The sequence below is a fragment of the Pseudoalteromonas sp. APC 3250 genome (genome assembly GCF_030407915.1).
GTDB classification, from domain to species: Bacteria; Pseudomonadota; Gammaproteobacteria; order Enterobacterales; family Alteromonadaceae; genus Pseudoalteromonas; species Pseudoalteromonas tetraodonis.
Window position 1 is genome coordinate 81,709 of the sequence record NZ_JASDCM010000003.1, and the last position, 22,246, is coordinate 103,954.

The 22,246-nt window shown below is 40.9% G+C and carries 25 protein-coding genes and 1 riboswitch; all 25 genes read left to right on the forward strand.

Going from position 1 to position 22,246, the window contains the following annotated elements; genetic code table 11:
- The first annotated feature begins 14 nt into the window (after positions 1-14).
- The 25 genes from QL986_RS04270 to QL986_RS04390 all read left to right on the forward strand — a co-directional run bounded on the left by QL986_RS04270 (position 15) and on the right by QL986_RS04390 (position 22,246).
- The gene (locus QL986_RS04270; RefSeq protein ID WP_013464384.1) at positions 15-1,124 is read left to right on the forward strand and encodes a flagellar basal body P-ring protein FlgI; all 1,110 of its coding nucleotides are present in this window, start codon (positions 15-17) and stop codon (positions 1,122-1,124) included.
- Positions 1,125-1,135: 11 nt separating this feature from the next.
- Positions 1,136-1,597 carry a rod-binding protein gene (locus tag QL986_RS04275; RefSeq protein ID WP_290191241.1) on the forward strand — a complete coding sequence of 154 codons (462 nt, stop codon included), beginning with the start codon at positions 1,136-1,138 and terminating at the stop codon, positions 1,595-1,597.
- 6 nt (positions 1,598-1,603) lie between these two features.
- Positions 1,604-2,911, forward strand: a complete 1,308-nt coding sequence (flgK, locus tag QL986_RS04280) for a flagellar hook-associated protein FlgK (protein ID WP_290191242.1) — start codon at positions 1,604-1,606, stop codon at positions 2,909-2,911.
- Between the two features lie 11 nt (positions 2,912-2,922).
- Entirely contained in the window at positions 2,923-3,819 is an 897-nt protein-coding gene (gene flgL / locus QL986_RS04285) for a flagellar hook-associated protein FlgL (protein WP_028835463.1), read from the forward strand.
- A 26-nt stretch (positions 3,820-3,845) separates the two neighbouring features.
- Positions 3,846-4,871 (forward strand): hypothetical protein, encoded by a 1,026-nt coding sequence (locus QL986_RS04290; RefSeq protein WP_028835462.1) that lies wholly within the window; start codon positions 3,846-3,848, stop codon positions 4,869-4,871.
- 243 nt (positions 4,872-5,114) lie between these two features.
- The gene (locus tag QL986_RS04295) at positions 5,115-5,954 is read left to right on the forward strand and encodes a flagellin (protein ID WP_016899401.1); all 840 of its coding nucleotides are present in this window, start codon (positions 5,115-5,117) and stop codon (positions 5,952-5,954) included.
- Between the two features lie 124 nt (positions 5,955-6,078).
- Positions 6,079-7,377 (forward strand): flagellar filament capping protein FliD, encoded by a 1,299-nt coding sequence (fliD, locus tag QL986_RS04300; protein ID WP_290191243.1) that lies wholly within the window; start codon positions 6,079-6,081, stop codon positions 7,375-7,377.
- A gap of 6 nt (positions 7,378-7,383) precedes the next feature.
- Positions 7,384-7,770: a flagellar export chaperone FliS gene (gene fliS, locus QL986_RS04305; protein ID WP_016899403.1), complete on the forward strand. Its 387-nt coding sequence runs from the start codon at positions 7,384-7,386 to the stop codon at positions 7,768-7,770.
- Positions 7,771-7,996: 226 nt separating this feature from the next.
- Positions 7,997-8,332: a hypothetical protein gene (locus QL986_RS04310; RefSeq protein ID WP_290191244.1), complete on the forward strand. Its 336-nt coding sequence runs from the start codon at positions 7,997-7,999 to the stop codon at positions 8,330-8,332.
- Positions 8,329-9,618 (forward strand): flagellar hook-length control protein FliK, encoded by a 1,290-nt coding sequence (locus QL986_RS04315; RefSeq protein ID WP_290191245.1) that lies wholly within the window; start codon positions 8,329-8,331, stop codon positions 9,616-9,618. Before QL986_RS04310 ends, QL986_RS04315 begins: the two co-directional genes overlap by 4 nt.
- Positions 9,619-9,643: 25 nt before the next feature.
- Entirely contained in the window at positions 9,644-10,075 is a 432-nt protein-coding gene (locus QL986_RS04320; RefSeq protein ID WP_028835459.1) for a flagellar basal body-associated FliL family protein, read from the forward strand.
- Positions 10,076-10,084: 9 nt separating this feature from the next.
- Entirely contained in the window at positions 10,085-10,807 is a 723-nt protein-coding gene (locus QL986_RS04325; RefSeq protein ID WP_051440338.1) for a FliA/WhiG family RNA polymerase sigma factor, read from the forward strand.
- A gap of 17 nt (positions 10,808-10,824) precedes the next feature.
- Positions 10,825-11,688: a flagellar motor stator protein MotA gene (gene motA, locus QL986_RS04330; protein WP_010391179.1), complete on the forward strand. Its 864-nt coding sequence runs from the start codon at positions 10,825-10,827 to the stop codon at positions 11,686-11,688.
- Positions 11,688-12,686 carry a flagellar motor protein MotB gene (locus QL986_RS04335; protein ID WP_290191246.1) on the forward strand — a complete coding sequence of 333 codons (999 nt, stop codon included), beginning with the start codon at positions 11,688-11,690 and terminating at the stop codon, positions 12,684-12,686. The genes motA and QL986_RS04335 overlap by 1 nt, the downstream gene beginning before the upstream one ends.
- A complete protein-coding gene (locus QL986_RS04340) occupies positions 12,679-13,080 on the forward strand; it encodes a PilZ domain-containing protein (protein WP_013464393.1) in 402 nt (133 codons plus the stop codon). Before QL986_RS04335 ends, QL986_RS04340 begins: the two co-directional genes overlap by 8 nt.
- 33 nt (positions 13,081-13,113) lie before the next feature.
- Positions 13,114-14,019, forward strand: a complete 906-nt coding sequence (locus QL986_RS04345; RefSeq protein ID WP_290191247.1) for a FliM/FliN family flagellar motor switch protein — start codon at positions 13,114-13,116, stop codon at positions 14,017-14,019.
- A 3-nt stretch (positions 14,020-14,022) separates the two neighbouring features.
- The gene (locus tag QL986_RS04350; RefSeq protein ID WP_055011667.1) at positions 14,023-14,355 is read left to right on the forward strand and encodes a FliM/FliN family flagellar motor switch protein; all 333 of its coding nucleotides are present in this window, start codon (positions 14,023-14,025) and stop codon (positions 14,353-14,355) included.
- Positions 14,356-14,359: 4 nt separating this feature from the next.
- Positions 14,360-15,112 carry a flagellar type III secretion system pore protein FliP gene (gene fliP, locus QL986_RS04355; protein ID WP_013464396.1) on the forward strand — a complete coding sequence of 251 codons (753 nt, stop codon included), beginning with the start codon at positions 14,360-14,362 and terminating at the stop codon, positions 15,110-15,112.
- Positions 15,109-15,378: a flagellar biosynthetic protein FliQ gene (locus tag QL986_RS04360; RefSeq protein WP_013464397.1), complete on the forward strand. Its 270-nt coding sequence runs from the start codon at positions 15,109-15,111 to the stop codon at positions 15,376-15,378. Before fliP ends, QL986_RS04360 begins: the two co-directional genes overlap by 4 nt.
- Entirely contained in the window at positions 15,375-16,154 is a 780-nt protein-coding gene (fliR, locus tag QL986_RS04365) for a flagellar biosynthetic protein FliR (protein WP_290191248.1), read from the forward strand. The genes QL986_RS04360 and fliR overlap by 4 nt, the downstream gene beginning before the upstream one ends.
- A gap of 4 nt (positions 16,155-16,158) precedes the next feature.
- On the forward strand, positions 16,159-17,289 hold the full coding sequence (gene flhB / locus QL986_RS04370; RefSeq protein WP_028835453.1) for a flagellar biosynthesis protein FlhB: 1,131 nt from the start codon (positions 16,159-16,161) through the stop codon (positions 17,287-17,289).
- 16 nt (positions 17,290-17,305) lie between these two features.
- On the forward strand, positions 17,306-19,381 hold the full coding sequence (gene flhA / locus QL986_RS04375; RefSeq protein ID WP_138764138.1) for a flagellar biosynthesis protein FlhA: 2,076 nt from the start codon (positions 17,306-17,308) through the stop codon (positions 19,379-19,381).
- Positions 19,382-19,520: 139 nt separating this feature from the next.
- Positions 19,521-19,603: riboswitch (cyclic di-GMP riboswitch) on the forward strand.
- Positions 19,604-19,698: 95 nt separating this feature from the next.
- The gene (locus QL986_RS04380) at positions 19,699-20,571 is read left to right on the forward strand and encodes an OmpA family protein (RefSeq protein ID WP_028835452.1); all 873 of its coding nucleotides are present in this window, start codon (positions 19,699-19,701) and stop codon (positions 20,569-20,571) included.
- A 20-nt stretch (positions 20,572-20,591) separates the two neighbouring features.
- Complete coding sequence (locus QL986_RS04385) at positions 20,592-21,905, forward strand: sigma-54 dependent transcriptional regulator (RefSeq protein ID WP_058154328.1); 1,314 nt, start codon at positions 20,592-20,594, stop codon at positions 21,903-21,905.
- Positions 21,906-21,922: 17 nt separating this feature from the next.
- Entirely contained in the window at positions 21,923-22,246 is a 324-nt protein-coding gene (locus tag QL986_RS04390) for a flagellar hook-basal body complex protein FliE (RefSeq protein WP_010391195.1), read from the forward strand.

The window sequence follows — 22,246 nt, forward strand, 5'->3', positions numbered from 1 at the left end:
TTACTGAGGTTTTAATGAAATATTTACTATTAATGCTAGTGTGCTTTTTTAGCCTATTAGCGCCTGCAACTGTAGCCGCCAAAGCACGTCCATTATTAGATATTGTTGATGTGCTAGGTGTGCGAGAAAACCAACTGGTAGGTTACGGACTAGTGGTAGGTTTACCGGGGTCGGGCGATAAAGCCCAAGTGAAATTTGCCGGCCAATCGTTAAGTAATATGCTAAAGCAATTTGGTGTCTCTGTAGATGAAGAACGATTACCAAAATCTAAAAATATTGCCGCCGTTGCGGTACATGCTACGTTGCCGCCAATGGGAAGCCCAGGCCAAGCCATTGATGTAACTGTGAACTCATTAGGCGATGCAAAAAGCTTACATGGTGGTAGCTTAATGTTGACCCCGTTAAAAGGGGTTGATGGCAAAGTGTATGCGCTAGCACAAGGTAACTTAGTGGTAGGGGGTATTAATGCCAGTGGAAAAAGTGGCTCCTCGGTGACTGTCAATGTGCCTACTTCGGGGCTTATTCCCAATGGCGCCATCATTGAGCGCAGTGTTACGGCTATGTATGAAAGCCAAAGCGATGTGATTCTTAATTTAAAAGATCCAAATTATCAAACTGCTCGCAATGTCGTGCGCGCAATAAACAAAGTATTTGGACCCGATGTGGCCACTGCTGAAAATTGGGCGCGTTTAGTGGTCAGTGCGCCAAGCGATGCCAATAGTCGCAACACGTTTATGTCGATGCTACAAGACATTAGTGTAGAGCAAGGCTCTGAGCGTCCTAAAATCGTATTTAATAGTCGCACCGGTACTGTAGTAATGAACGATACTGTACGGGTGAATCAGGCGGCCGTTAATCATGGCAATTTAACCATTACCATTAGCGAACAAGAGCAAGTGTCGCAACCTGGGCCGTTTTCAAATGGCCAAACCACAGCTACACAATCAAGTGATATCACGGTAGATCAACAACAACGAAATATGCTGCTGTGGCCTGAAGGCACCTCTTTAGATGAAATAGTTAAAGCGGTAAATGCACTTGGCGCAACGCCAGCCGAGCTTATGTCGATATTAATTGCACTTGATAATGCTGGGGCTTTAGAAGCCGAGCTATTAGTTATTTAAAGGAAATAGCCATGAAAATAGAGTCATCAACCCAATTATCTCAGTCATTAGCGATAGACCCCACTCACCTAGAAAACATTACCGGCAACAGTGAAGCAGGCGTAAAGCAAGCGGCAGAGCAGTTTGAAGCGATTTTTTTACAACTCGTATTAAAAAGCATGGACAGCACCACCAAAACTATGGCCGGTAACAATGGTTTTTTTAATAGTAACGAGCAAGCCCAATTTAGAGACATGCATAACGCCCAAACTGCGCAGCACTTGGCCTCAACTCATCAACTGGGTTTAGCCGAAGCGATTATTAAGCAGTTTGATGAGAAAATTACCCCGATAGAAAATACATTTAAGAATAGCCAAACCTTGGTCGCTAATGATCATCATAAAAATGCTGAAAATGTTGAACCCACCAAAAGCTATGATATTTATGCAGGGTCGGCGTTTGTTCAGCCATTGAATGCTAATACGATTAGGTAGTTAATTATGTCTATGTTAAATAACGCGTTAAGCGGCCTCAATGCAGCAAATATTGCGCTGACTGTGTCAGGGCAAAATGTGGCGAATGCAGCCGTTGAAGGTTACTCGCGTCAGCAAGCTCAATTTAAAACCTCTAATGTATATTTAGGCGGGGTTGAGGTGGCATCGGTTGACCGGGTTGTTGACGCCTTTTTAAATGATGATATTTGGCGTACTAATTCAGATACCCGTTATTATGAAAACAAACAGTCATATCTAGGTTTTATTGAGCAAATAATTGGTACCGACTCACTCAACTTAAATAACTCTCTTGCCAGCTTAACGGATGCACTTAATGCTGCGGCAACAAAGCCCGATTCACAAGCCTTTAGGCAGCAATTTTTATCTTCAGCCGAAGGCTTTATGCAAGATATTGCGCAAATTAATGGCGCACTGGCAGGCCAAGCAACAAAGTTAAATGCACAAATGAGTAACGTGGCGCTTAATGTGTCTTCTATAACTAAGCAAATAGCTGAAATTAACAGTAGCATTGGGTTAGCAACAGCAAATAATCAATCAACCGCAGAGCTGAAAGACAACCGAGAGCGGTTAGTAAACCAGTTATCTGGGCATATTGGTGTATCTATTGTTGAGCGAGATAATGGCTTTATTGATATTAGTACCTTAAGTGGTGCCCCGCTGGTGGTAGGTAGTAAAGCCGCCTCAATCTCAGTAAATGGTACTACAGTTACAAGCGAGTTTATTGGTCAAGAATTTACTCTTGATAAAAACGTCGGCGGTCAATTTGGTGGCTTGATCAGTGTTGATAACGATGTAATTAAACCAACCCTTGCAACCTTAAACGACCTAGTTGCCGACCTTGCTGATGATATGAACGGTGCACTGCAAAGTGGCTTTGATTTAAATAACGACCCCGGTGAAGCACTGTTTACTTACAATCCATTAAATCCATTAGGGACAATTGAGATAAACCCTGCGATCACACCCGATAAGCTTGGCTTTAAAGACAGTAGTACCTCAGGACCGGGCGATAACTCTAATATTGCAAATATTGTTGCCTCAATGGCAGGAAAAGGCGATAAATTTACGTTATTAGTGGGTGAGCTTGCCATTACCAGTAAACAAAACCTAAACAGTATTACCACGGCCACTAATTTGAGTGAAAACGCCATTGCTGCACGCGATAGCTTTAGTGGTGTAAACCTTGATGAAGAGGCGGCAAGCTTAATGCATTTTCAGCAAATGTATAGTGCCAATGCCAAAGTGATCAGCACCGCAGATCAAATGTTTAAATCTTTACTGCAAATGTTTTAAAGGGCAATATTATGAGAGTTAGTAGTCACCAGTTTCATTTAAATTCAATTAAAAACATTCAAAGTAATACTGAAAACTTTAACGAAAAGTCGATTCAGCTGGCAACCAATAAGCGAATTCTTAAGCCGTCTGATGATCCGCTTGGTACTGTGATGATTATGAATTTAGGTTCAGAAATTAAATCGCTAGAGCAATACAAAACTAATATGGATGCGGTTAACTTTTCATTAGGTCAACAAGAAGTGCAGCTTTCGGCCATAGTTAATCAAATATATTCATTGCAAAGTTTAATTACCACCGCGGCGGATGGCTCTATGGGTGAGTCAGAAATTAAAGCACTAGGCCAAGAAATGAGTGTGGCCTTTCCTGCGATTGTTGACTTACTGAATGCAACCGACAGCGATGGGAAGTATTATTTTTCGGGTAGTAAAACCGATGAAAAACCGTTTCAAATTGATGCTACGGGGAATTACGTTTATGCCGGGGACGATATTGTCAGAGAGGTCGCTGTATCTGACGACTCAAGTGTAAAAAATAATATTGTGGGTAATGATTTAGACCCTGGTGCGGGCTTTTTAAATGCAATGCAAGACTACCTTGTAGAAGTAAATAATCCGCCAGCGGGTGGCGTTGGCAATCAATCACGGGTGATGATAGATAAATTAGCTGACTTTTTAGGTACTATTAGTAGCCAAGTGACCACTATAGGCTCTACTATGGCTTCGCTTGATTCTATTACTACTAGTAATCAAGATATCACCACATTTACGGTTAATTTGCAGGATGATTTAAGTGCTGTTGATTATCCAGAAGCGTTTATTTCGATGAATGAATCTATGGCGGCGTATGAGTCGTCAATGCAGGTTTACTCAACGGTAAGTAAACTTTCATTGTTTTCATACATTTAAAATTTTAATACTGTCAGGAACTAACTATGCTGGTTAAAAGTAGCGAAAAGGCGCAAGCAATTGACTTGGTTAATACCAATAAATCGGATGCACTCGTTACATCATCAAAAGATTCTGCTAATAATTTGTGGAAAAACAAAATTGTTGCCAGAGAGGAGCAAGTTAAAGTACTGACTGATTGGGCGCAGCGCGGAGCGCTTAGTCAGGCGTTGGCAAAAGCTGAGCAAAGCGAAAGCACAATACGAAATTTGTACATGGGGCTTGAAAAGTTAGCGCAACAATTAAATACCCAAGCTGCTAACTCTCAGCCACAACCTATGCAACAACAAAAGATTAAAGTGCAAATAGCGTCACTACAGGGCATAGCAAATAAAAAAGGTTCAGGGCTTGATACCCAGCTAAAAATAACCGATCCAAATCGTGCTATTACCAAACAGCTTAATGCAAATATAGATCTACTTAGCGCACGCCCACATGAAGAAAACATCCAGCTAGTAATGGGGCGTTCGGGCAAATCATTAAGCTTAAAGCTACCCGCCTATCAAGACGAAAAAACCAATTTAACCACCATTCAAAATGCGTTTGCACCACATCATATTAATGTTGAGCTCAATCGTGAAAATCGCCTGCTTTTTAGTGCGCAAAAAGAAAATGCATCCCCACTTTTAGAGCCTTGGGTGATGAGTGGTCAAGGTGTGCGCGTTGCGGCGGGTAACCCGATTTCGTTGCAGCTTAATGATTTAGATAACCCACTTAATGAGCTTGCTAAAATAGCGGATAAAAATGCCTCTATTGCACAGCATCGTGAACAAATTCAAAGTGCGCAGCGTCATTTAAAGGCCAATTTAATAAAAATTCAGGCACAAAAACAGCAATTACAAAGCCAACTAGAGCAGCTTGACTCTGCTAGTTCATTAGGCAATACCGATGAACTACTTGCTTTAAGTTTAGGGGTTAAACAGCATATGCAAAACCCGAGTGTAAATAGTGTGGCTGCGATTATGTCGCAAGCAAACATTACTCGTAATATGGTGCAATACTCTCTCACTTAATTTTTTAATGCAGCAATCTAGTATTGCTGCATCGTTTTTTATTTCTGCTATTCCACTTATCTGCTTTTAGCCAGTCTAAAACGCTTAATTTACCTTTTTTGAACACATTGATTAAAAAAATAAAAAAATAAAAAAATAATTAGAAAAAAGTTTATGTAATTAAAAATATGGTCGCTCTTAGTTATTAGAAGGTGATTTAGGTTCACTAATTACTTTAGCTATTAATTCAAAGAGGAAATAAACATGGCTTTATCAATTCAATCAAACATGGCTTCAATGTCAATCCAAAATCAACTTGGTCGTAGCAACAACGATTTGTCTACAGCACTTGAGCGTTTAGGTTCTGGTTTTAAAATTAACTCTGCAAAAGATGATGCAGCTGGCCTACAAATCGCTTCACGCTTAAACGCACAAGTACGTGGTCAAGACGCTGGTTTATACAACGGTAACAACGCTATGTCTATGATGCAAACTGCTGAAGGTGCGTTTGATGAAATGACTAACATTGCTTACCGCATGAAAGAACTTGCTACTCAAGGTTCAAGTGATACAAACGGTGCAAAAGAGTGGGCTGCACAAAGTGCAGAATACACAGCACTAGCTACTGAGCTTACAAACATCATGACTAATACGTCGTTTGGTGATGGCACTAAACTTTTAGCAGCTGCTGGTAAGTTTGGTGCAGGTGCGGTTAATTTCCAAGTAGGTTCAAGTGCAGCAGAAACCCTTAATGTTGATATTTCTACAGAGCTAGGGAATGTGACAACGGCTATTGGTAATGCTGCTGCATTTACAGACGTTGCAACAGCACAAGCGCAGATTGCGTTTGTTGATACTTTGGTTGGCGAAATTGGTACTGCACGTTCAACGCTTGGTGCATCAATGAACCGTCTTGACCATACAATGACTAACGTATCTAACATGAAGCAAAACACTCAAGCTGCTGTAGGTACGTTAATGGACGCTGATTTTGCTGCTGAAACATCAAACATGACTAAGCAACAATTGCTAATGAACTCTGGTATTTCAGTACTGAGCACAGCTAACAGCACAACACAAATGATTGGTTCACTACTTCGTTAATAGTGATTAATCAATTAAGTATGCATAGCTACACCTAAGGGTGTAGCTATTATTGTTTATAGTCATAAGTAAAAAAATTTACCCTAGATTTTTTTGCTTATAACTAAAATGCTTGGAGATTAAAATGAGCTCTGCAATAGGAATCAATCCTGGGCAATTAGCCTCACAATATACACAAATTGAGCGTAGCGCTAAAGATCAGCAATTAAGTACTAAAAGTAGCCTTTTTAGCAATCAAATTAAGGCGTTTGATAGCCTGAAAAGTAATTTATCAAGCTTTTTTGATGACTTACAAGCTAGCTTAAAAGACACCAGTAGTTTATTTTCCAACACAGCCACAGTGAGCAATCCATCGGCATTAGGTGTGAGTGCAACTGGCACAGCAGCCAGCGGCGAGTACGATGTATTTGTGGAGCAATTAGCGCAAGCACACCAAGTTGCATTGAGTTTTGACCCGGCTAAAGCTTTAACCACTGATGGTGAGTTAAGTATCGATTTGGCAGGCAGTGCGTTTAGTATTGATTTTGCAAGCCTTGGCGCCGATGCATCATTAACTGATGTTGCTAATGCTATCAACTCGCATGTTGATAATAGCGGTGTTAAAGCCTCTGTTGTGCGCTCTGGCACAGAAACTTTTTTAACTTTAACCAGTGCTGAGCCGGGTGCTGCTAATCAGGTGGGTGTAAGTTTTACTCCAGCTGCGGATGCCAATGGCATTGATATCACCAATGCCATAGCAAACAAACAAGATTTAACCTTAGCGCAAGATGCGATTGTTAAGCTAGGGGCTAATTCAGCACTGACAATCACTTCAAGCAGTAATAAACTCGATACGGTTATTGATGGGGTGACGATTGATTTAACGTTGGCGCAGTCGCCGGGCGATCAGCCAATTCACATATCAATTAACCAAGATCAAGAAAGCTCTAAAGAAAACATCCAAAGTTTTGTAGATAAATTTAATTCGCTCACCAATGGCATTACCAGTAACCAGTACTTAAAAAGAGATAATATGGCTGCCGGCCTTGCTCGCTCTTTACGTAACGATTTTCAGGGTACGTTTGAAGGTAAAACCTTGTTCTCTGTGGGTATTGAGTTTGATCGTAGCGGTAACTTAAAAATAGATAATAAAAAACTTGAAGAAGCCATGGCGACTAACCCTGAGCAGTTAACCAGCATGCTTACAGGTGAAAACGGGTTGTTATCTAAGCTGGAAACCCGCGTAGAGCCTTTCACTAAAAGCTATGGTTTGATGACGGATAAAAAGCAATCATTGCAGGCGAGCTTAAATATAGTCACTAGGCAACAAAAAGATCATGAAGTGTCGATGGAGCAAGTGTACCAACGTTACTTGTCGCAGTTTACACAAATGCAACAGACTATTGCGCAATTAGAATCTACAATGGGTCAATTTGGAGGCTAAACATAGATGTTAGATTTAAATGATGGTTTTTCAGCCTATAAAAGCACATCGGTAGATGCAAAAGCGGCCAGTGCTGATATTCATAAACTGGTGTTAATGTTATTTGATGGTTTTTCGGATGAGCTTGAAAGAGTAACCGGCCATATAAAACAAAAAAGACATGATAAAAAAGCCGAAAGTATTGAAAAGCTAATGCGCATTTTAGGCGGGCTTGAGGCCTCATTAGACCTTGAAAAAGGCGGTGAAGTAGCGCAAAACATGCAAAACCTTTATCAGCATTGTGGGCAAGCGTTATTGCAAGCGAGTATAAAAAACGACTTGAGCTATATTGATTCCACCCGTGTGGTGATGAACAACCTGCAAGAAGGGTGGCAAGGGTTAGGCACACAATAAACGTATTAGAACCAGCTACCCTTAGCTGGTTTTTTCATTTTTAACACGGCTATTTTTTTACTTCCTCTACTGCTTAAATAATCTTTCTATTTATTATTAATAGCACATCACTTCCTTCCGGTGTGGAAGTTCCGCTTCCGCCTTTTTGGGTTTTTATTTTATTTATTAATATAAAACAACAACTTAAAATTGGCTTGCTTTTTGCTAAAAGAAATATGAACTTATAATGAATTCAGTATTGCTAATGGAACACTCTCAAAAATACGCAGCGCAAAAAATGGAACAATTACTTAGCACCATGGAAGATGCTATCCATGAGAGTAATTGGTATGAGGTTAAATCAGCCGATAAGCAGTTACTTGCGCTTTATGCACAGTTACAAAGTATGCCTTGGTTTAGCTCAATGAAAACTGAACAAGACAATCTAAAAGCACGCTACGCGGACTTAATTGAGCTGGTTAGTCAAAAGCAAGCAGCTATCAAAGTGCAAATGCAGCGCCATCAAGAGGATAAAGAAGGCTTACTGGCATATGAAAAAGTACAACAAGGACTGTCATTATGAGTATCCAAGCAAATACTATGGCGACAAAGACTGACTTTGGCAGTGCCACTAATAAACCAACCATATTAAAAAGTAGTACGCCTGCAGATGCGCAAGAACTACAGAGCGAGCTTGAGCCGTTTACGCTTTCTTCAAAGCAACAGCAAACAAAACAGCAAAATGTGCAAGGTGAACAACCTCAAGAAAGTTCAGAACAACTAGCGCAAGAAGATGCCAGTGCAGAAACACAAGAAATAATAAATCCGTATTTTTTTAGCACCGCAAATTATAATCTTGATACCAATAAAATAAGCGCGCCTGTCAAAACCTTACTAAATCCAAATAGTAACCTTGGTGTAGATAGCGAAGTAATGGCTGAGGAAGCACCAACAGCACAGCTTGTGGCTAATGAACAGCTGCAGACCACGCATTTAGAGACTCAGAGCGAAGACAGTTTTGTAACTCAAGAGCCTGCTAAAACTACGCCTGTGCAAAACATTGCAATGAACATAGCCACCACGGCTGCGCCTACTGCGGCGATAAATGTAACGCCAGCAAATGCAGTAGTTAATAAAGAATTAAATACACTCGAAGTAGACAAAGCACCACAAACACTATACTCGCAAGCGCTTTTGAATCGATTAAATCAACCTTCGGTAGTGTTGAACACTTATGCACAAGCGCAATCAAGTAGCCTAACCAGTGAGCAAGTAGCCATACAACCGAGTGTGTCGCTGAGCAAACTTGAGCTTGCGGCATTGTCACAAAGTGCGCAATCGAAAATGGTCTTTACAGAAAGTCGCGAGAGTACGGGTCAAAAATCAACATTAGTGAATGCATTTTCAGCGTCCGCACCCGCGCCAGAGAGCTTTGAGTGGCATAAAGAAAAATTAAAAGAGGCTCCCAGTGAATGGGGGCAGCGCTTATTACATGTACTTGGCGACAAGGTAAAACTGCAAATAGGCCAACAACTACAACGCGCGCAAATTAGATTAGATCCTCCTAATTTAGGCAGTATTGAAATATCGATAAATATTGAAGGTGATAAAACCTCAGTCAGTTTAACTACGAGTAATGCGCAGGTGAGAGATGCTATAGCACAAACTTTAGATCAGTTGCGTCAGTCATTATCACAAAACTCATCCACCACAGTGGATGTTAATTTAAGTGATAAACAGCAGCAGTCGCAACAGCAGCTTGAAAATAACGAGATTGCAAATAATCAAACCGAGTCGCCCTCCCATAGTGATACAGCCAGCACTCACTCAGCAAAATCGCCATTAGATTGGTTAGATTTATTAGTATAACTACCTTGGATTAAGAGAGATAAAAGTGAAAAAAATAATAATAGCCCTAACCGTATTAGCACTTATTGCGGCTGCATTTTTTGCGGGACAGTTTTTTAACGACAGTGACTCATCTCAAGAGAGTAAACAAGCTGACATTAGTAAAGTTGAATATCACGAAATGGAGCGCTTTATTATAAGCGTATCAGATGACTCAATTGCCCGTTATTTAGTGCTCGACTTAGTACTTGTTACTTCGCCATCAGTTTACAACACAGGAACAGAGGCCATGGAGCCGCTAGTGAGAAATGTACTGGTAAAACAGTTTGCCAACATGAGCCATAGCCAAGCAAAAGCTGTTTTTAAGGATATCGATGCGGTTCAAAAAGACTTACTCGAGCAGTTTAATTTGGTTTTAGCGAATGCGGTTTCGGTTCGTCTAGATAATGTACTCATTACGAATGTCTTTATTCAATAGGCTATCGCTATGATGCTGCAAGAGGAGTGGGGCGAGCTAGTCACCGAGCCGCCAGTGATATTCACACCGCAAAAAGAGACGCAACTATTATCGCAGTACTCTTTTTTAGTTAATAGAGCGGCTGCGCATATGCGCACTCAAGTAGGCGTTATTGTTGATAACGATGATATTTATCAAATAGGCATTATTGCCTTGCTGTCGTCTATTCGTCGCTATGGCCGCGACTTAGATGAAAAGTTTGCTGCATTTGCGTTTAAGCGTATTCGTGGAGCCATGCTAGATGAATTTCGACGTGTTGATTGGCGACCGCGTCAACTAAGGCAGCAGTCTCATCAGCTTCGTGATATGAGCCGCTCACTTCAAAAGCAGCTTGGTCGTGATGCAACAGACACCGAAATGTGTGAAGCATTAGGCATAAGCCATAAAGAGCTTATTCAACTGCACTACAGTGAGCAAGCCGAGGCATTTGATAGCCTTGAAGCGCTATTAGAAGCTAACCCTAATTTAGCGCTTACCAGTGCCCATACACACGACAAGGAAGAGACAGCAGCTACGCTAAAAGCGGCCATGAGCAAGCTCAATACCCGAGAAAAGCTGCTCTTACAATTGTATTACATGCACGAAATGAATATGAAAGAAATAGCATTAACACTCGATTTAACAGAGGCACGTGTTTGCCAACTTCATAAACAAGCACTTGAAGCGCTCACACAAGCGCTTCAAAAAATCTAATACCTAAGGAATAAAGAATGCAAAGAGTTATAGGGTTAATAGTGGTACTTGCAACAGTATTAGGTGGTTTTGCGTTTGCCGGCGGTAACATTGCCACTATGTGGCAGCCATACGAATTTTTAATCATTTTTGGCGCTGGCTTAGGAGCGCTAATTGTGGGTAATTCAAAATATGTACTGACAGAAATGCTATCGCAATTAAAGTATCAATTTATTAGTGGTAAAGGAACCGATACCTCTGAGCTTTACCACGACCTGCTACTGGTTATTTACTCTTTATTAGATTTAGCCAGAGTGAAAGGCATAAAGGGCCTAGATGAGCATGTTGAAAACCCCGAAACCAGCTCTATTTTTCTTGCCTACCCAAAAGTGTATGAGTTCCCTCAGTTAGTCACTTTTATTTGCGATAACTTACGTTTGTTTAGTATGGGAAAAATCAACTCGCATGACTTTGATGCCATGTTAGAGCAAGAAATTTACACCATTGAAGAACAGCGCCTTAAACCATCTCACTCACTGGCTAATATTGCTGAAGCCATGCCTGGTTTTGGTATTTTGGCAGCGGTAGGCGGCATTATTATCACCATGCAGCATCTTGATGGGCCTTTAAGTGAAATTGGCTACCATGTAGCAGCCGCGCTAGTAGGAACCTTTATTGGTATTTTTGCCTGTTATTGTTTAATTGCACCGCTTGCTTCTGCGATGGAGCAGTATGTAAAAAAACAAGTGGCAATGTTTGAGTGTGTGCGTGCCATGTTAGTGGCTCATGCCAAGGGCCACGTGCCAATTGTAGCGACCGACTCAGGTAGAAAATTAATTAATGAAGAAATTAAACCGACCTTTACCACTATGGAAGAGTGGATCACTAACAAGGCGGCTTAATGATGGAAAACAAAAATCAAGAAATCGTCATCAAACGCTCTCGTAGAAGAGCAACCGAAAAACCGCATGGTGGCGCATGGAAAGTCGCCTTTGCTGATTTTACCTTAGCGATGATGGCGTTTTTTATGGTGATGTGGATTATGGCGATCACCAATGAATCTGAGCGTGAAGAAATTGCACACTACATGCGAACTCACTCAATTTTTGATGGTGGCCCTGCTATTTTTGACCCTCAAAACAGCCCATTTCCCGTTGATTTAGGGGGGTCTCCTTCAGTAATTAAGCACTTAGAGTCGGGAATTACGCCGCCGGACTCTCCAAGGCCAGGAATCAGTGAAGTGTTACAAGTGCCCGATGGAACCGTTGAGCCTAAAGCAGGACAAGGCGAGAAGTTAAATTCAGCCATTGATAGCCAATTTGAAGCCTCATCTGAGCTGAGTTTATTACTTGAAAGCATTGATGAACTTAGTAAAGAAGAGTTATTAAAAAATAACTTATTAGTTGAAGAAGTGCCTTTAGGGCTAAGAGTGATTATTAGAGATGACAAACATCATCAAATGTTTGAACGCTCAAAGTCGCAAATGACTCCGTTTTTTGAAGATCTGTTTTTATACCTTGGCGGCTTAGTAAAAGACATTAATAACAAAATTATTATTTCTGGGCACAGCGACGCCAGCCTGTTTATTGATGGTAGCTCTCGTAATTGGGATATTTCTGGCGATAGGGCGCAACAGGCCAGAAAAGTGATGACCATGGGCGGAATGCCATCAAGCCAAGTGTTGCAAGTAAATGCATTCTCATCTAATCGACCACTTAACAAAGAAAACCAAAAAGCCAGTGAAAACAGACGGGTTGAACTACTTATTTTAACTAAAGATGCAGAGGGAAAATTTAATCAGTTGTTTGATGATAGCAATATTAATAACCCAGTAAAAAAATCTGCCAGTGCGGCAACTGCTAATAAACCTGTGCTACGCCTTGAAGAGAATTATGAGTAACCAATCAGAAACTAAACGAAGTTACAAAAGATGGAATTTAAACCTCAAAGATAATTACGAGCCAGAGTCAGTTCAGCTTGGCGGGGTGGGCGTACAGTTACTTCGTCGCTGCTTTATTGATATTCCACTTTGTCATGGCGTTGCAAAAGACATTAGCGTAGGAGGTGTGGGTTTATTAGTCCCTGCTGAAAAGGCTATTCCTGACAAATTTATTGTGGTTTTTGATAAAGCCAATCGATTGACTGGCAAGGTAACGTACCGCCGCGAAGTAAGTGACAAGTTAGTGTTTTTAGGGGTTGAGTGGATAAGTAAAAATGAGCGCTTACGCAGCGATATTGTTAATCATTTACAGTTACAAGCCCAATTAAAAAAAGCAAAAAAAACCAATGCATAGGCAACATAGAAATGAATCAGGAAATACAGTGATATGAGTAAAACGTTAAGCGCTAAAGCAAAGTTAATTAAAGCGAAAGATTCTGAGCATATTACTCCATTTGCACTAACGCTAGAGCAAAGAGCCTACGAACACGCGCAGCAAAAAGCAGCGCAAATAAACGTCAATATTCGTAAAGCATTGGAGTTAGAACTTGCCCAATTATTTAACGACAGCCGCTTTGATGTAGAAATTTCGCCTTGTTCGCATTCAACTATTAATAGTTGGTTTAAAGAATCGCCTAGAATATTTCTTGCCTGTCCTTTATTTGCACCCACTCAAGGCGAAGCTTTCTTAGCGCTTGATTTTCAAAGTGCTCATAAAACAGCTGATTTATGTTTAGGCGGGCAATTCAATAATTCAGATAATTCAAGCCACGATTACTCACCTACCACGAATGAATTGAGTGCAACAGAGAGCCGTATTTGTGGCCGTTTATTACAACGCCAAGTGCAAGGTATTCAGGGCTTATTATTTAGAGAACGCTCTGCGCTATTAGGTGAAATACAAAAATCGCATGCTTTACCAGAAGCATTGCAACATTTAGCTTTTAAAGTGCGGTTTATATTAGAAAGCCAAGTAATAAGTTGGTTTTTATGGCTACCAATTAGCTTTTTTTGCGCAGCCGATAGCGAGCAAGACCCAGCAAGTAGCGACACACTCAATACCGATATGTGGGCACAGTTTGCAGTGCAAGGTCAGATTGAAATGGCAAAGAAAAAAGTCACTTTAAAGCAATTAAAAGCTTGTGTGGCCGGCGGTGTATTACCGATTGAGCTTAATGAAGCGGCGCTATTTAACCTAGGGCATAAACAAATATTTAAAGGCCAAGTCGTTGAGCAAGAGGCTGGCTTAGCATTTCAAATCACACAATTATCAAACAATACAACGAGTAATTAAATTATGAACGAAAACCTTGATAGCGCCTTAGCGGGCTTAGAGCTTGATGCTTTTGATGGATTTGATGACAAATCTGCTGATAAAACGAACGAAGGCAATATGTCATTTTTTCAAGACGTTCCTTTGTTAGTGACTCTTGAAGTGGCAAGTACTGAAATTACCTTGGGCGAGCTTAGCCAAGCCAAAGAAGGCGACGTGCTTAAACTAGATAAAGTAGCCGGCGAAGCGCTTGATGTAAAGGTGAATGGGGTGTTTTTTGCTAAAGCAGAAGTCGTGATGGTTGAAGGGCAGTATGGTTTGAAATTTGCTCAAACAGATACCGCAAAGGATCAGTAAAAAAATGAATAAACGCGTAATTTTTAAAGTTAGCCTACTGTTGATCATGTTGTTTATACCAAGCTGGCTAAATGCAGAAGAACTTACGCTGTTTTCGCTAAAAGATACGGCCGACGGACAAGACTATAGCGTTAAACTGCAAATACTTTTGTTAATGACGGTATTGAGCTTATTACCTGCGCTATTAATGGTTTTAACGTCTTTTACGAGGATTATCATTGTATTGGCGATTTTACGCCAAGCAATGGGGTTACAACAAAGCCCGCCGAATAAAATTTTAATTGGCATCTCACTGATGCTCACCATGTTGATTATGCGACCGGTTTGGCAAGATATTTATCAAAACGCGTATACGCCTTTTCAGCAGCAAACCATAGGATTAGAAGACGCTTTACTCACCGCTGAAAAGCCTTTACGTGCTTTTATGCTCAGACAAACCCGTGAAAGTGAGTTGCGCCAAGTGCTGCTAATTGCCAATGAGCCAACGACACTCACCGCCGAAGAAATTCCGTTTGAAGTGTTAATGCCTGCGTTTGTATTAAGTGAGCTTACTACCGCTTTTCAAATTGGCTTTATGTTGTTTATTCCTTTTTTAATTATTGACTTAGTGGTCAGTAGTGTATTGATGTCTATGGGCATGATGATGCTATCGCCGCTGATCATTAGTTTACCGTTTAAGCTCATGGTATTTGTACTTGCCGATGGCTGGTCAATGATAGCGGGTACACTGGCGGCTACATTTGGAATGTCACCATGACCCCAGAAATGTCGGTAGAGCTTATTTCAAGCGCAGTTTATACCATTATCAAGCTCATTTTAGTGCTTATTGTACCCGGGTTATTGTTGGGTATTGTGGTCGCTATTATTCAAGGTGCTACTTCTATCCAAGAGCAAACTCTGACGTTTTTACCGCGTATGTTATTAACCTTGTTAATGGTGGTATTTGCAGGCCATTGGATGCTACAAATTTTGATTGATTGGTTTGATAAGCTCAAATTTATGTTACCTGGGGTATTTGGTTGAGCTCATTACTCTCTTTAACGTCTACTGATTTAGTCAGCTGGATGGGCACGCTTTGGTGGCCATTTGTGCGTTTTTCTGCACTTTTATGGTCTATGCCGGTATTTGATAATCCGGCAGTAACGCCGCGCTCACGTATTTTAGTGTCTATGATGTTGGCTTTTTTAGTTGCTCCGCAGTTACCGCTAGCCCCTGCTATCGACTTGTTTTCTTTAGATGCCGCCATTTTAACCTTCGAGCAAATTATTTTTGGGGTAATGATGGGTCTATCACTGCGTATTTTGTTTGAAGTAATGGCAATGATAGGGCTGATATTATCCATGCAGATGGGTTTGTCGATGGCGCTTGTTATGGACCCCGGTAGTGGTAACCAAGTTGCCCTGTTAGGGCAATTATTTTGGATTATGTGTGCCTTATTATTTTTTGCTGTTGATGGCCACCTGATAACTCTACAAGTTATGGTGGAGAGTTTTCATAGTTTTCCGATTGGGCGCAGTATTTATGAGTTTGATATTCAATCGATCATTATGCTATTTGCGTGGATGTTTTCCTCTGCATTACTGCTTTCGCTACCAGGGATAGTCGCCATGTTATTGGTTAACTTAACCTTTGGTGTAGCAAGCAGAGCAGCGCCGTCATTGAATATTTTTGTGCTGGGTTTCCCTATGTCGCTGTTGATGGGCTTTTTCTGTGTATTTATGACCTTAGAGTACACCGGAAGCGCATTTTCAAGGCTAACGTATCATGTGCTAACAACCTTTGCACAGGCGATGAGGTAGCGGTATGTCTGAAAATAGCTCGCAAGAAAAAACAGAACAACCCACAGAGAAACGGCTAAAAAAAGCCAAAGAAGACGGCCAAGTTGCGCGCTCAAAAGAGCTTAACACCGCTATTTTATTAATGGTTAGTATTGCTGGGCTATTGTGGTTTGCCAATTTATTTTACAGCTTATTTGTTAACTTAATGAACAGCACCATGGTGCTGGATCACACAATTATAAATAACAAAAAAATGATGCCCATCGCATTGGGTGACGCCATTATGAATATGCTATCCACCCTTACGCCGTTTTTATTATTAAGCTTTTGCGCAATGTGGATCACTGGGTGTTTACCGGGTGGGTTTGTGTTTTCAAAAAAACTGGTCGCACTAAAAATGAGCAAGCTCAACCCATTAACCGGGTTAGGCAAAATGTTTGGTAAACAGTCGTTAGTTGAGCTGCTTAAATCGATATTAAAAATAACCTTACTGGCGATTTGCTTATATACCTTTTTAACCAAGCTGTGGATGCAGCTCATGGTATTACAAAACTTAGATATCAAAGTGGCGATAGGCCAAGGTATTGAACTGTTATTTTTATCGTTAATGATCACGGTAACTTTACTACTTTTTATTGCAGTTATTGATGTGCCTTTTCAGCAAAAACAGATTGCCGATAAAATAAAAATGACCCACCAAGAGGTAAAAGAAGAGCGTAAATCTTCTGACGGTAGCCCTGAAATTAAAAATAAAATTAGGCAAATACAGTATCAGCAATCAAACCGAAAAATTGAAGAGCGCGTTCCCACTGCCGATGTCATTGTCACCAATCCAACTCATTATGCTGTGGCAATAAAGTACAGTGAAGAGGCAGCTAAAGCCCCTTATGTTGTCGCCAAAGGCGTGGATGAAATGGCGCTGAGAATACGCGAAGTGGCCCGTATGAATAACAAAGAAATAATAGAAATCCCCGCATTAGCACGGGCTATTTATTTCTCGACCCGGGTCGACCAAGAAGTGCCCAACGGCTTATACAGCGCAGTTGCCTATGTACTGACCTATGTATTGCAACTAAAAGCATACAAGCAAGGACGTGGGCAAGCACCCGCAGCCTTACCTGAATTAACAATCCCTAAAAACTTACAGAAACCTTAGATGTTGGAGTTATAATTTGAACTGGCGCAGTTTTACTCAACCTTACACCGCTATTCCTATTTTGCTGTTAGCTGTTTTGTCGATGGTTATTTTGCCATTACCAGGATGGCTATTAGATGCATTATTCACTTTTAACATTGTATTGTCGGTGATTGTATTGTTAGTGGCGGTATCTACTAAAAAGCCGCTCGATTTTTCTGTATTTCCGACTATTTTGTTAGTCGCCACCTTGATGCGTTTAACACTAAACATTGCCTCAACACGTGTGGTATTGCTGCATGGCCATGAAGGCTCCGATGTGGCAGGTCGCGTTATCCAAGCGTTTGGTGAAGTGGTTATAGGCGGTAACTACGTCGTTGGTATTGTGGTGTTTGTTATTTTAATGGTGATTAACTTTGTGGTTATTACCAAAGGCGGTGAGCGTATTTCTGAGGTGGCTGCACGCTTTACTCTAGACGCTATGCCCGGTAAACAAATGGCAATTGACGCGGATTTAAATGCTGGATTAATTGGCCCTGAGCAAGCAAAAGAGCGACGCAGCACCATAGCCCAAGAGGCCGATTTTTATGGCTCTATGGATGGTGCCTCAAAGTTTGTGCGCGGTGATGCCATTGCCGGTTTAATTATTTTAGTGATTAACCTACTCGGTGGTGTATCAATAGGTGCTTTTCAACATGGTTTAAGTTTAGCCGAAGCGTTTCAACGTTTTGCCCTATTAACCATAGGTGATGGCTTAGTTGCACAAATCCCCTCGTTGCTGTTAGCCGTTGCTGCTGCAATTATTGTTACGCGAATGAACGATGAAGGTGATGTGAGTGAAGCAGTCGGTAAGCAGTTACTTGCCTCTCCGCGTGTTATTTTTACCGCCGCTTTAATCATGGTCACGCTTGGTATTGTGCCAGGGATGCCAACTGTCGCCTTTTTAGCATTTGCTGCGCCATTGTTTTATGTTGCTTGGCGATTGCAGCGCTCTCTCCCCGATAACTCCTTAATTGAAGCAGAGCAGATGACCGACACCATTTTAAGTGAGCAACAAGCTCACTTAGAGTGGGGAGATATTTCTCATGTTGATAAGCTGTCGGTTGAGCTTGGCTTTCGTTTGGTTTATTTAGCAGATAAAGACAAAGGGGAAGAGCTGGTAAAAACCTTAAGAGGTGTGCGTAAAAATCTCTCTGAACAACTTGGGTTTTTATTACCGGAGATCAGAATAAAAGATAACCTGAAACTAAATCCACAAGAATACAAAGTAAACTTAGCGGGTGTACCCGTTGCCAGTGCCAATGTGAATGCCAAAGAGTTACTGGCGTTAAATACCGGGGATGTATATGGCTCGCTAGATGGTGAAATAACCACCGACCCTGCTTATGGGCTTGAAGCTGTATGGATAAAAGATGACAGCAAAACCCAAGCGTTGAATATGGGCTACTCAGTGGTAGATTTAGGCACCATTATTGCCACACACACTGGTAAGGTGATCAAAGAGCATTTAGATGAGCTATTCAGTTATGAGGATGTACAAAAACTCAATGAGCGTTTAAAAGAGATTTCACCTAGCTTAGCGGAAACCTTCGAAAAAGCCTTACCCACTAACTTGCAGCTTAAAGTCATTCGTTTATTGCTTAAAGAGCACATTAGCATTAAAGATATTGTCACCATTGCAGGCACTTTAATTGACAGTGTTGAGGTAACTAAAGATCCTATTCTACTGGTTTCAGATGTGCGCTGTGCTTTGCAAAAAGTATTAGTAAAACAGGTAATGGGTAATCGTGATGAACTCAGTGCTTACAGCTTAGATGAAAAACTAGAAAGTACCTTACAAAGCTCACTCGACCAAGCGATGCAAGCAGGCAAAGTTGTACTGGATAGTTTTGCGGTTGACCCTAATTTACTAGGCCAATTTCAACGCACTATGCCACTGATTGTCGAAGATATGAAATCAAGAGGGGTAACACCTACATTAATTGTGGTGCCACAGTTACGACCCTTGCTGGCACGTTACGCCAAAACCTTTACTAAAGGCAGCTTAGTAGTTCTTTCTTATAATGAAATTCCAGATACCATTCGTGTTGATATACTCGGATCGTTGGGATAATTAGTTAGATTTCATCTATAAAATGAACTTAGCATGAATTTTGTAAGTAATATTTGCAATTAATTCTATTTAACTATAGTCTATTGTTTTTATTATACATAGTTACTAGTTTTTATGTTGGTAAAAAACAATGCATAAGTAAATTAAATGGCAAACTATGCGAAAGCATAGGACGCAAAGCTTCCAGTCTAAGGCAATCGCTACGATCGTGGGGTTACATTAACTTAGTGATATTAATTAATACCTTGTTTGTATTTGTTGTATTTCGCTATTCATTTAAAAAACTTAATTGTTCTCTAAACTTATACGGAATACTCATGAACGGATTTCCTAACATTATTAAATTTGCACTTCCTTGTGCATTATTTTTAACGCAATCAGGGCAGGCTGCAGAACAAAATCTGGTCCAAAGTTATGAAAACTCGACTTGGACTGTTAAGGGCGATTCTTTCGCTTGTTCGCTACAACAGCGCTTTGAAAATTATGCGTTGCTTGAAGTTAAAACCGTGCCAGCACAGCAGCAACAACTTGTGTTTACTTGGCTTTTAAAAGATAAGCCAATAACCCGCTTGCACGTTTCATCACGCAAAGCCGATTGGCAATCAGCAAATACAGTACTCACCCCACTTAACTTCACATCAACAGATATCGAAGACAATAAAGTGCAATTTTCAGCGGATGTAAGTGCTTTACTTCGTTTAATTAAGCAAGGTGGTTGGTTAGACACTTTAGTCAGCTTTAAAGATGAGCAGTTGCGCCTAACGTTTACCAATACCCATAGCGATGAAATAGTTGCAGATTATCAACAGTGTTTAAATAACCTTTCTCCGCTTTCTTGGGAGCAAGCACGTGATCATCAGTTACAGTTTGCCAGCGGGCAGCGCACGGTAACAGCTGAAAAAGACTTAAAATTTCTAAAGGATTTAGTGCGTTATATTTCTTTAGACAATCGCGTTAGTAAAGTACTTGTGGATGGCCACACCGATAATACAGGCTCGCCGCTATCTAATCGGCTGCTTTCAAAAGAAAGAGCGGATGACGTAGCTTCAAGACTCATTGAATTTGGTTTACCCAAAGACATGTTAGAAGTGAGAGCGCATGGTCAACGCTACCCCATTATTAAAAATTCAAAGCAGGGCGCATCGTCTAATCGCCGTGTTTTAGTTCGTCTTTTCAGACACTCAAGTTAATTGCATCGTAAGGGAATTATATGAGTCAAAGATACCTCTTATGGATCAGTGAACAACAGCCAACGCCTGAAATTCAGCAAGTTGTATTTGCCGAAAATTTTAAGTTTTTGCATACAAACTCCATCAGCGATGCGGTTAGTCACTGTCTTATTAATAAACCTGAGCTCGTGTTTGTTGATGCTGATACTCAACAACTCGAGCTGGTTGAATTAGTAAAATTACTGCGCAAAACATGCCCAACTTCACAAATTGTGACTTTAGTGGATTCATCGCAAAGTGAAATTGCTTCAAAAACAATTAATACCGGTGGCGCTGTTGATTATCTCTTAAAACCTTTCTTTGCTGAACAGCTTAAAAAAACAATCAGAAACACTGATTCAATGAAGCATGGGTTTGAAGATTTAATCGCTGTTTCTACTAAATCACAGCAAGTATTACGTTTAGCCAACCGCGCTGCACATACCTCAGCAGGCGTGTTAATCACCGGCGAGTCTGGAACAGGTAAAGAGAAGCTCGCGCACTTTATTCATAAAGCTTCAGATCGCAAAGATAAGCCATTTATTGCAGTTAACTGTGCTGCTATCCCAGAAAATATGCTCGAAGCTATGTTATTTGGATTTAATAAAGGTGCGTTTACCGGCGCTGTAAATACCCAGCCAGGCAAATTTGAATTAGCCAATGGCGGTACTATTTTACTCGATGAAATTACTGAGCTACCGCTCGATTTACAAGCTAAGTTACTGCGCGTATTGCAAGAGCGCGAAGTTGAAAGACTGGGTAGTCATCAAAAAATCAATTTAGATATACGCATTATTGCCGCCTCCAACCGCGTACTGCGTGAACAGGTTGAGCAAGGCGCTTTTCGTGAAGACTTATTTTATCGTTTAGATGTATTACCACTTAGTTGGCCTGCACTTCGGGATCGTGTTGATGACATCATCCCATTGGCTTATCACTTTATCAAAAAATATGGCAACTCTGAGTTTCATATTAGTAAACAAGCAGAAGATGTGATGCTTTGTTACAACTGGCCAGGGAATGTGCGTGAAATTGAAAACGTAATCCAACGCGCCTTAGTGATGGCAAGAGGGGCAGAGATTCAGGTTGAAGACTTAAATTTACCGCAATGCTCACCGGCGGCGGCAGCTTATTGTGCCACCCAGTTAAAAGAAAATAAAAAGCAGGCAGAATTTGATTACATATACAGTTTGTTGAGTCGATTTAAAGGGCATCGCACCCAAACAGCACAGGCGCTTGGGGTAACTACCCGAGCATTAAGATACAAAATTGCCGCAATGCGTGAATGCGGTATTGATATTGATGCAATTGCATAATTTGAAGGAAAAATAAAATGTCGCCAATTGAAAGTCAACAAATGATGCTGGGCAAAATGATGGACATGCAAAAAATTGCAGGTCCAGAAAGTATAGAGCCGGCTGCTATCAGTAATCAAAATGTAAATATTAGTGAAGACTTTAAACACGTTATTCGCTCTATCAACGCCCAACAAAATATAGCTGGTGAGATGGTAAAAGCCGTTGATACCGGTGAAAGTGAAGACGTAGTCGGGGCGATGATTGCCAGTCAAAAAGCAGGGCTTAGTTTTTCTATGCTAATGGAAATGCGCAATAAAGTGCTCAATGGCATTGATGATGTCATGCGCATGTCACTGTAG

What these genes read in the sequence shown, in the direction of transcription:
- QL986_RS04270 (WP_013464384.1), top strand. Translation starts at nt 15, where the DNA reads ATGAAATATTTACTATTAATGCTAGTGTGCTTTTTTAGCCTATTAGCG.
- QL986_RS04275 (WP_290191241.1), top strand. Translation starts at nt 1,136, where the DNA reads ATGAAAATAGAGTCATCAACCCAATTATCTCAGTCATTAGCGATAGAC.
- flgK (WP_290191242.1), top strand. Translation starts at nt 1,604, where the DNA reads ATGTCTATGTTAAATAACGCGTTAAGCGGCCTCAATGCAGCAAATATT.
- flgL (WP_028835463.1), top strand. Translation starts at nt 2,923, where the DNA reads ATGAGAGTTAGTAGTCACCAGTTTCATTTAAATTCAATTAAAAACATT.
- QL986_RS04290 (WP_028835462.1), top strand. Translation starts at nt 3,846, where the DNA reads ATGCTGGTTAAAAGTAGCGAAAAGGCGCAAGCAATTGACTTGGTTAAT.
- QL986_RS04295 (WP_016899401.1), top strand. Translation starts at nt 5,115, where the DNA reads ATGGCTTTATCAATTCAATCAAACATGGCTTCAATGTCAATCCAAAAT.
- fliD (WP_290191243.1), top strand. Translation starts at nt 6,079, where the DNA reads ATGAGCTCTGCAATAGGAATCAATCCTGGGCAATTAGCCTCACAATAT.
- fliS (WP_016899403.1), top strand. Translation starts at nt 7,384, where the DNA reads ATGTTAGATTTAAATGATGGTTTTTCAGCCTATAAAAGCACATCGGTA.
- QL986_RS04310 (WP_290191244.1), top strand. Translation starts at nt 7,997, where the DNA reads ATGAATTCAGTATTGCTAATGGAACACTCTCAAAAATACGCAGCGCAA.
- QL986_RS04315 (WP_290191245.1), top strand. Translation starts at nt 8,329, where the DNA reads ATGAGTATCCAAGCAAATACTATGGCGACAAAGACTGACTTTGGCAGT.
- QL986_RS04325 (WP_051440338.1), top strand. Translation starts at nt 10,085, where the DNA reads ATGATGCTGCAAGAGGAGTGGGGCGAGCTAGTCACCGAGCCGCCAGTG.
- motA (WP_010391179.1), top strand. Translation starts at nt 10,825, where the DNA reads ATGCAAAGAGTTATAGGGTTAATAGTGGTACTTGCAACAGTATTAGGT.
- QL986_RS04335 (WP_290191246.1), top strand. Translation starts at nt 11,688, where the DNA reads ATGATGGAAAACAAAAATCAAGAAATCGTCATCAAACGCTCTCGTAGA.
- QL986_RS04340 (WP_013464393.1), top strand. Translation starts at nt 12,679, where the DNA reads ATGAGTAACCAATCAGAAACTAAACGAAGTTACAAAAGATGGAATTTA.
- QL986_RS04345 (WP_290191247.1), top strand. Translation starts at nt 13,114, where the DNA reads ATGAGTAAAACGTTAAGCGCTAAAGCAAAGTTAATTAAAGCGAAAGAT.
- QL986_RS04350 (WP_055011667.1), top strand. Translation starts at nt 14,023, where the DNA reads ATGAACGAAAACCTTGATAGCGCCTTAGCGGGCTTAGAGCTTGATGCT.
- fliP (WP_013464396.1), top strand. Translation starts at nt 14,360, where the DNA reads ATGAATAAACGCGTAATTTTTAAAGTTAGCCTACTGTTGATCATGTTG.
- QL986_RS04360 (WP_013464397.1), top strand. Translation starts at nt 15,109, where the DNA reads ATGACCCCAGAAATGTCGGTAGAGCTTATTTCAAGCGCAGTTTATACC.
- flhB (WP_028835453.1), top strand. Translation starts at nt 16,159, where the DNA reads ATGTCTGAAAATAGCTCGCAAGAAAAAACAGAACAACCCACAGAGAAA.
- QL986_RS04380 (WP_028835452.1), top strand. Translation starts at nt 19,699, where the DNA reads ATGAACGGATTTCCTAACATTATTAAATTTGCACTTCCTTGTGCATTA.
- QL986_RS04385 (WP_058154328.1), top strand. Translation starts at nt 20,592, where the DNA reads ATGAGTCAAAGATACCTCTTATGGATCAGTGAACAACAGCCAACGCCT.
- QL986_RS04390 (WP_010391195.1), top strand. Translation starts at nt 21,923, where the DNA reads ATGTCGCCAATTGAAAGTCAACAAATGATGCTGGGCAAAATGATGGAC.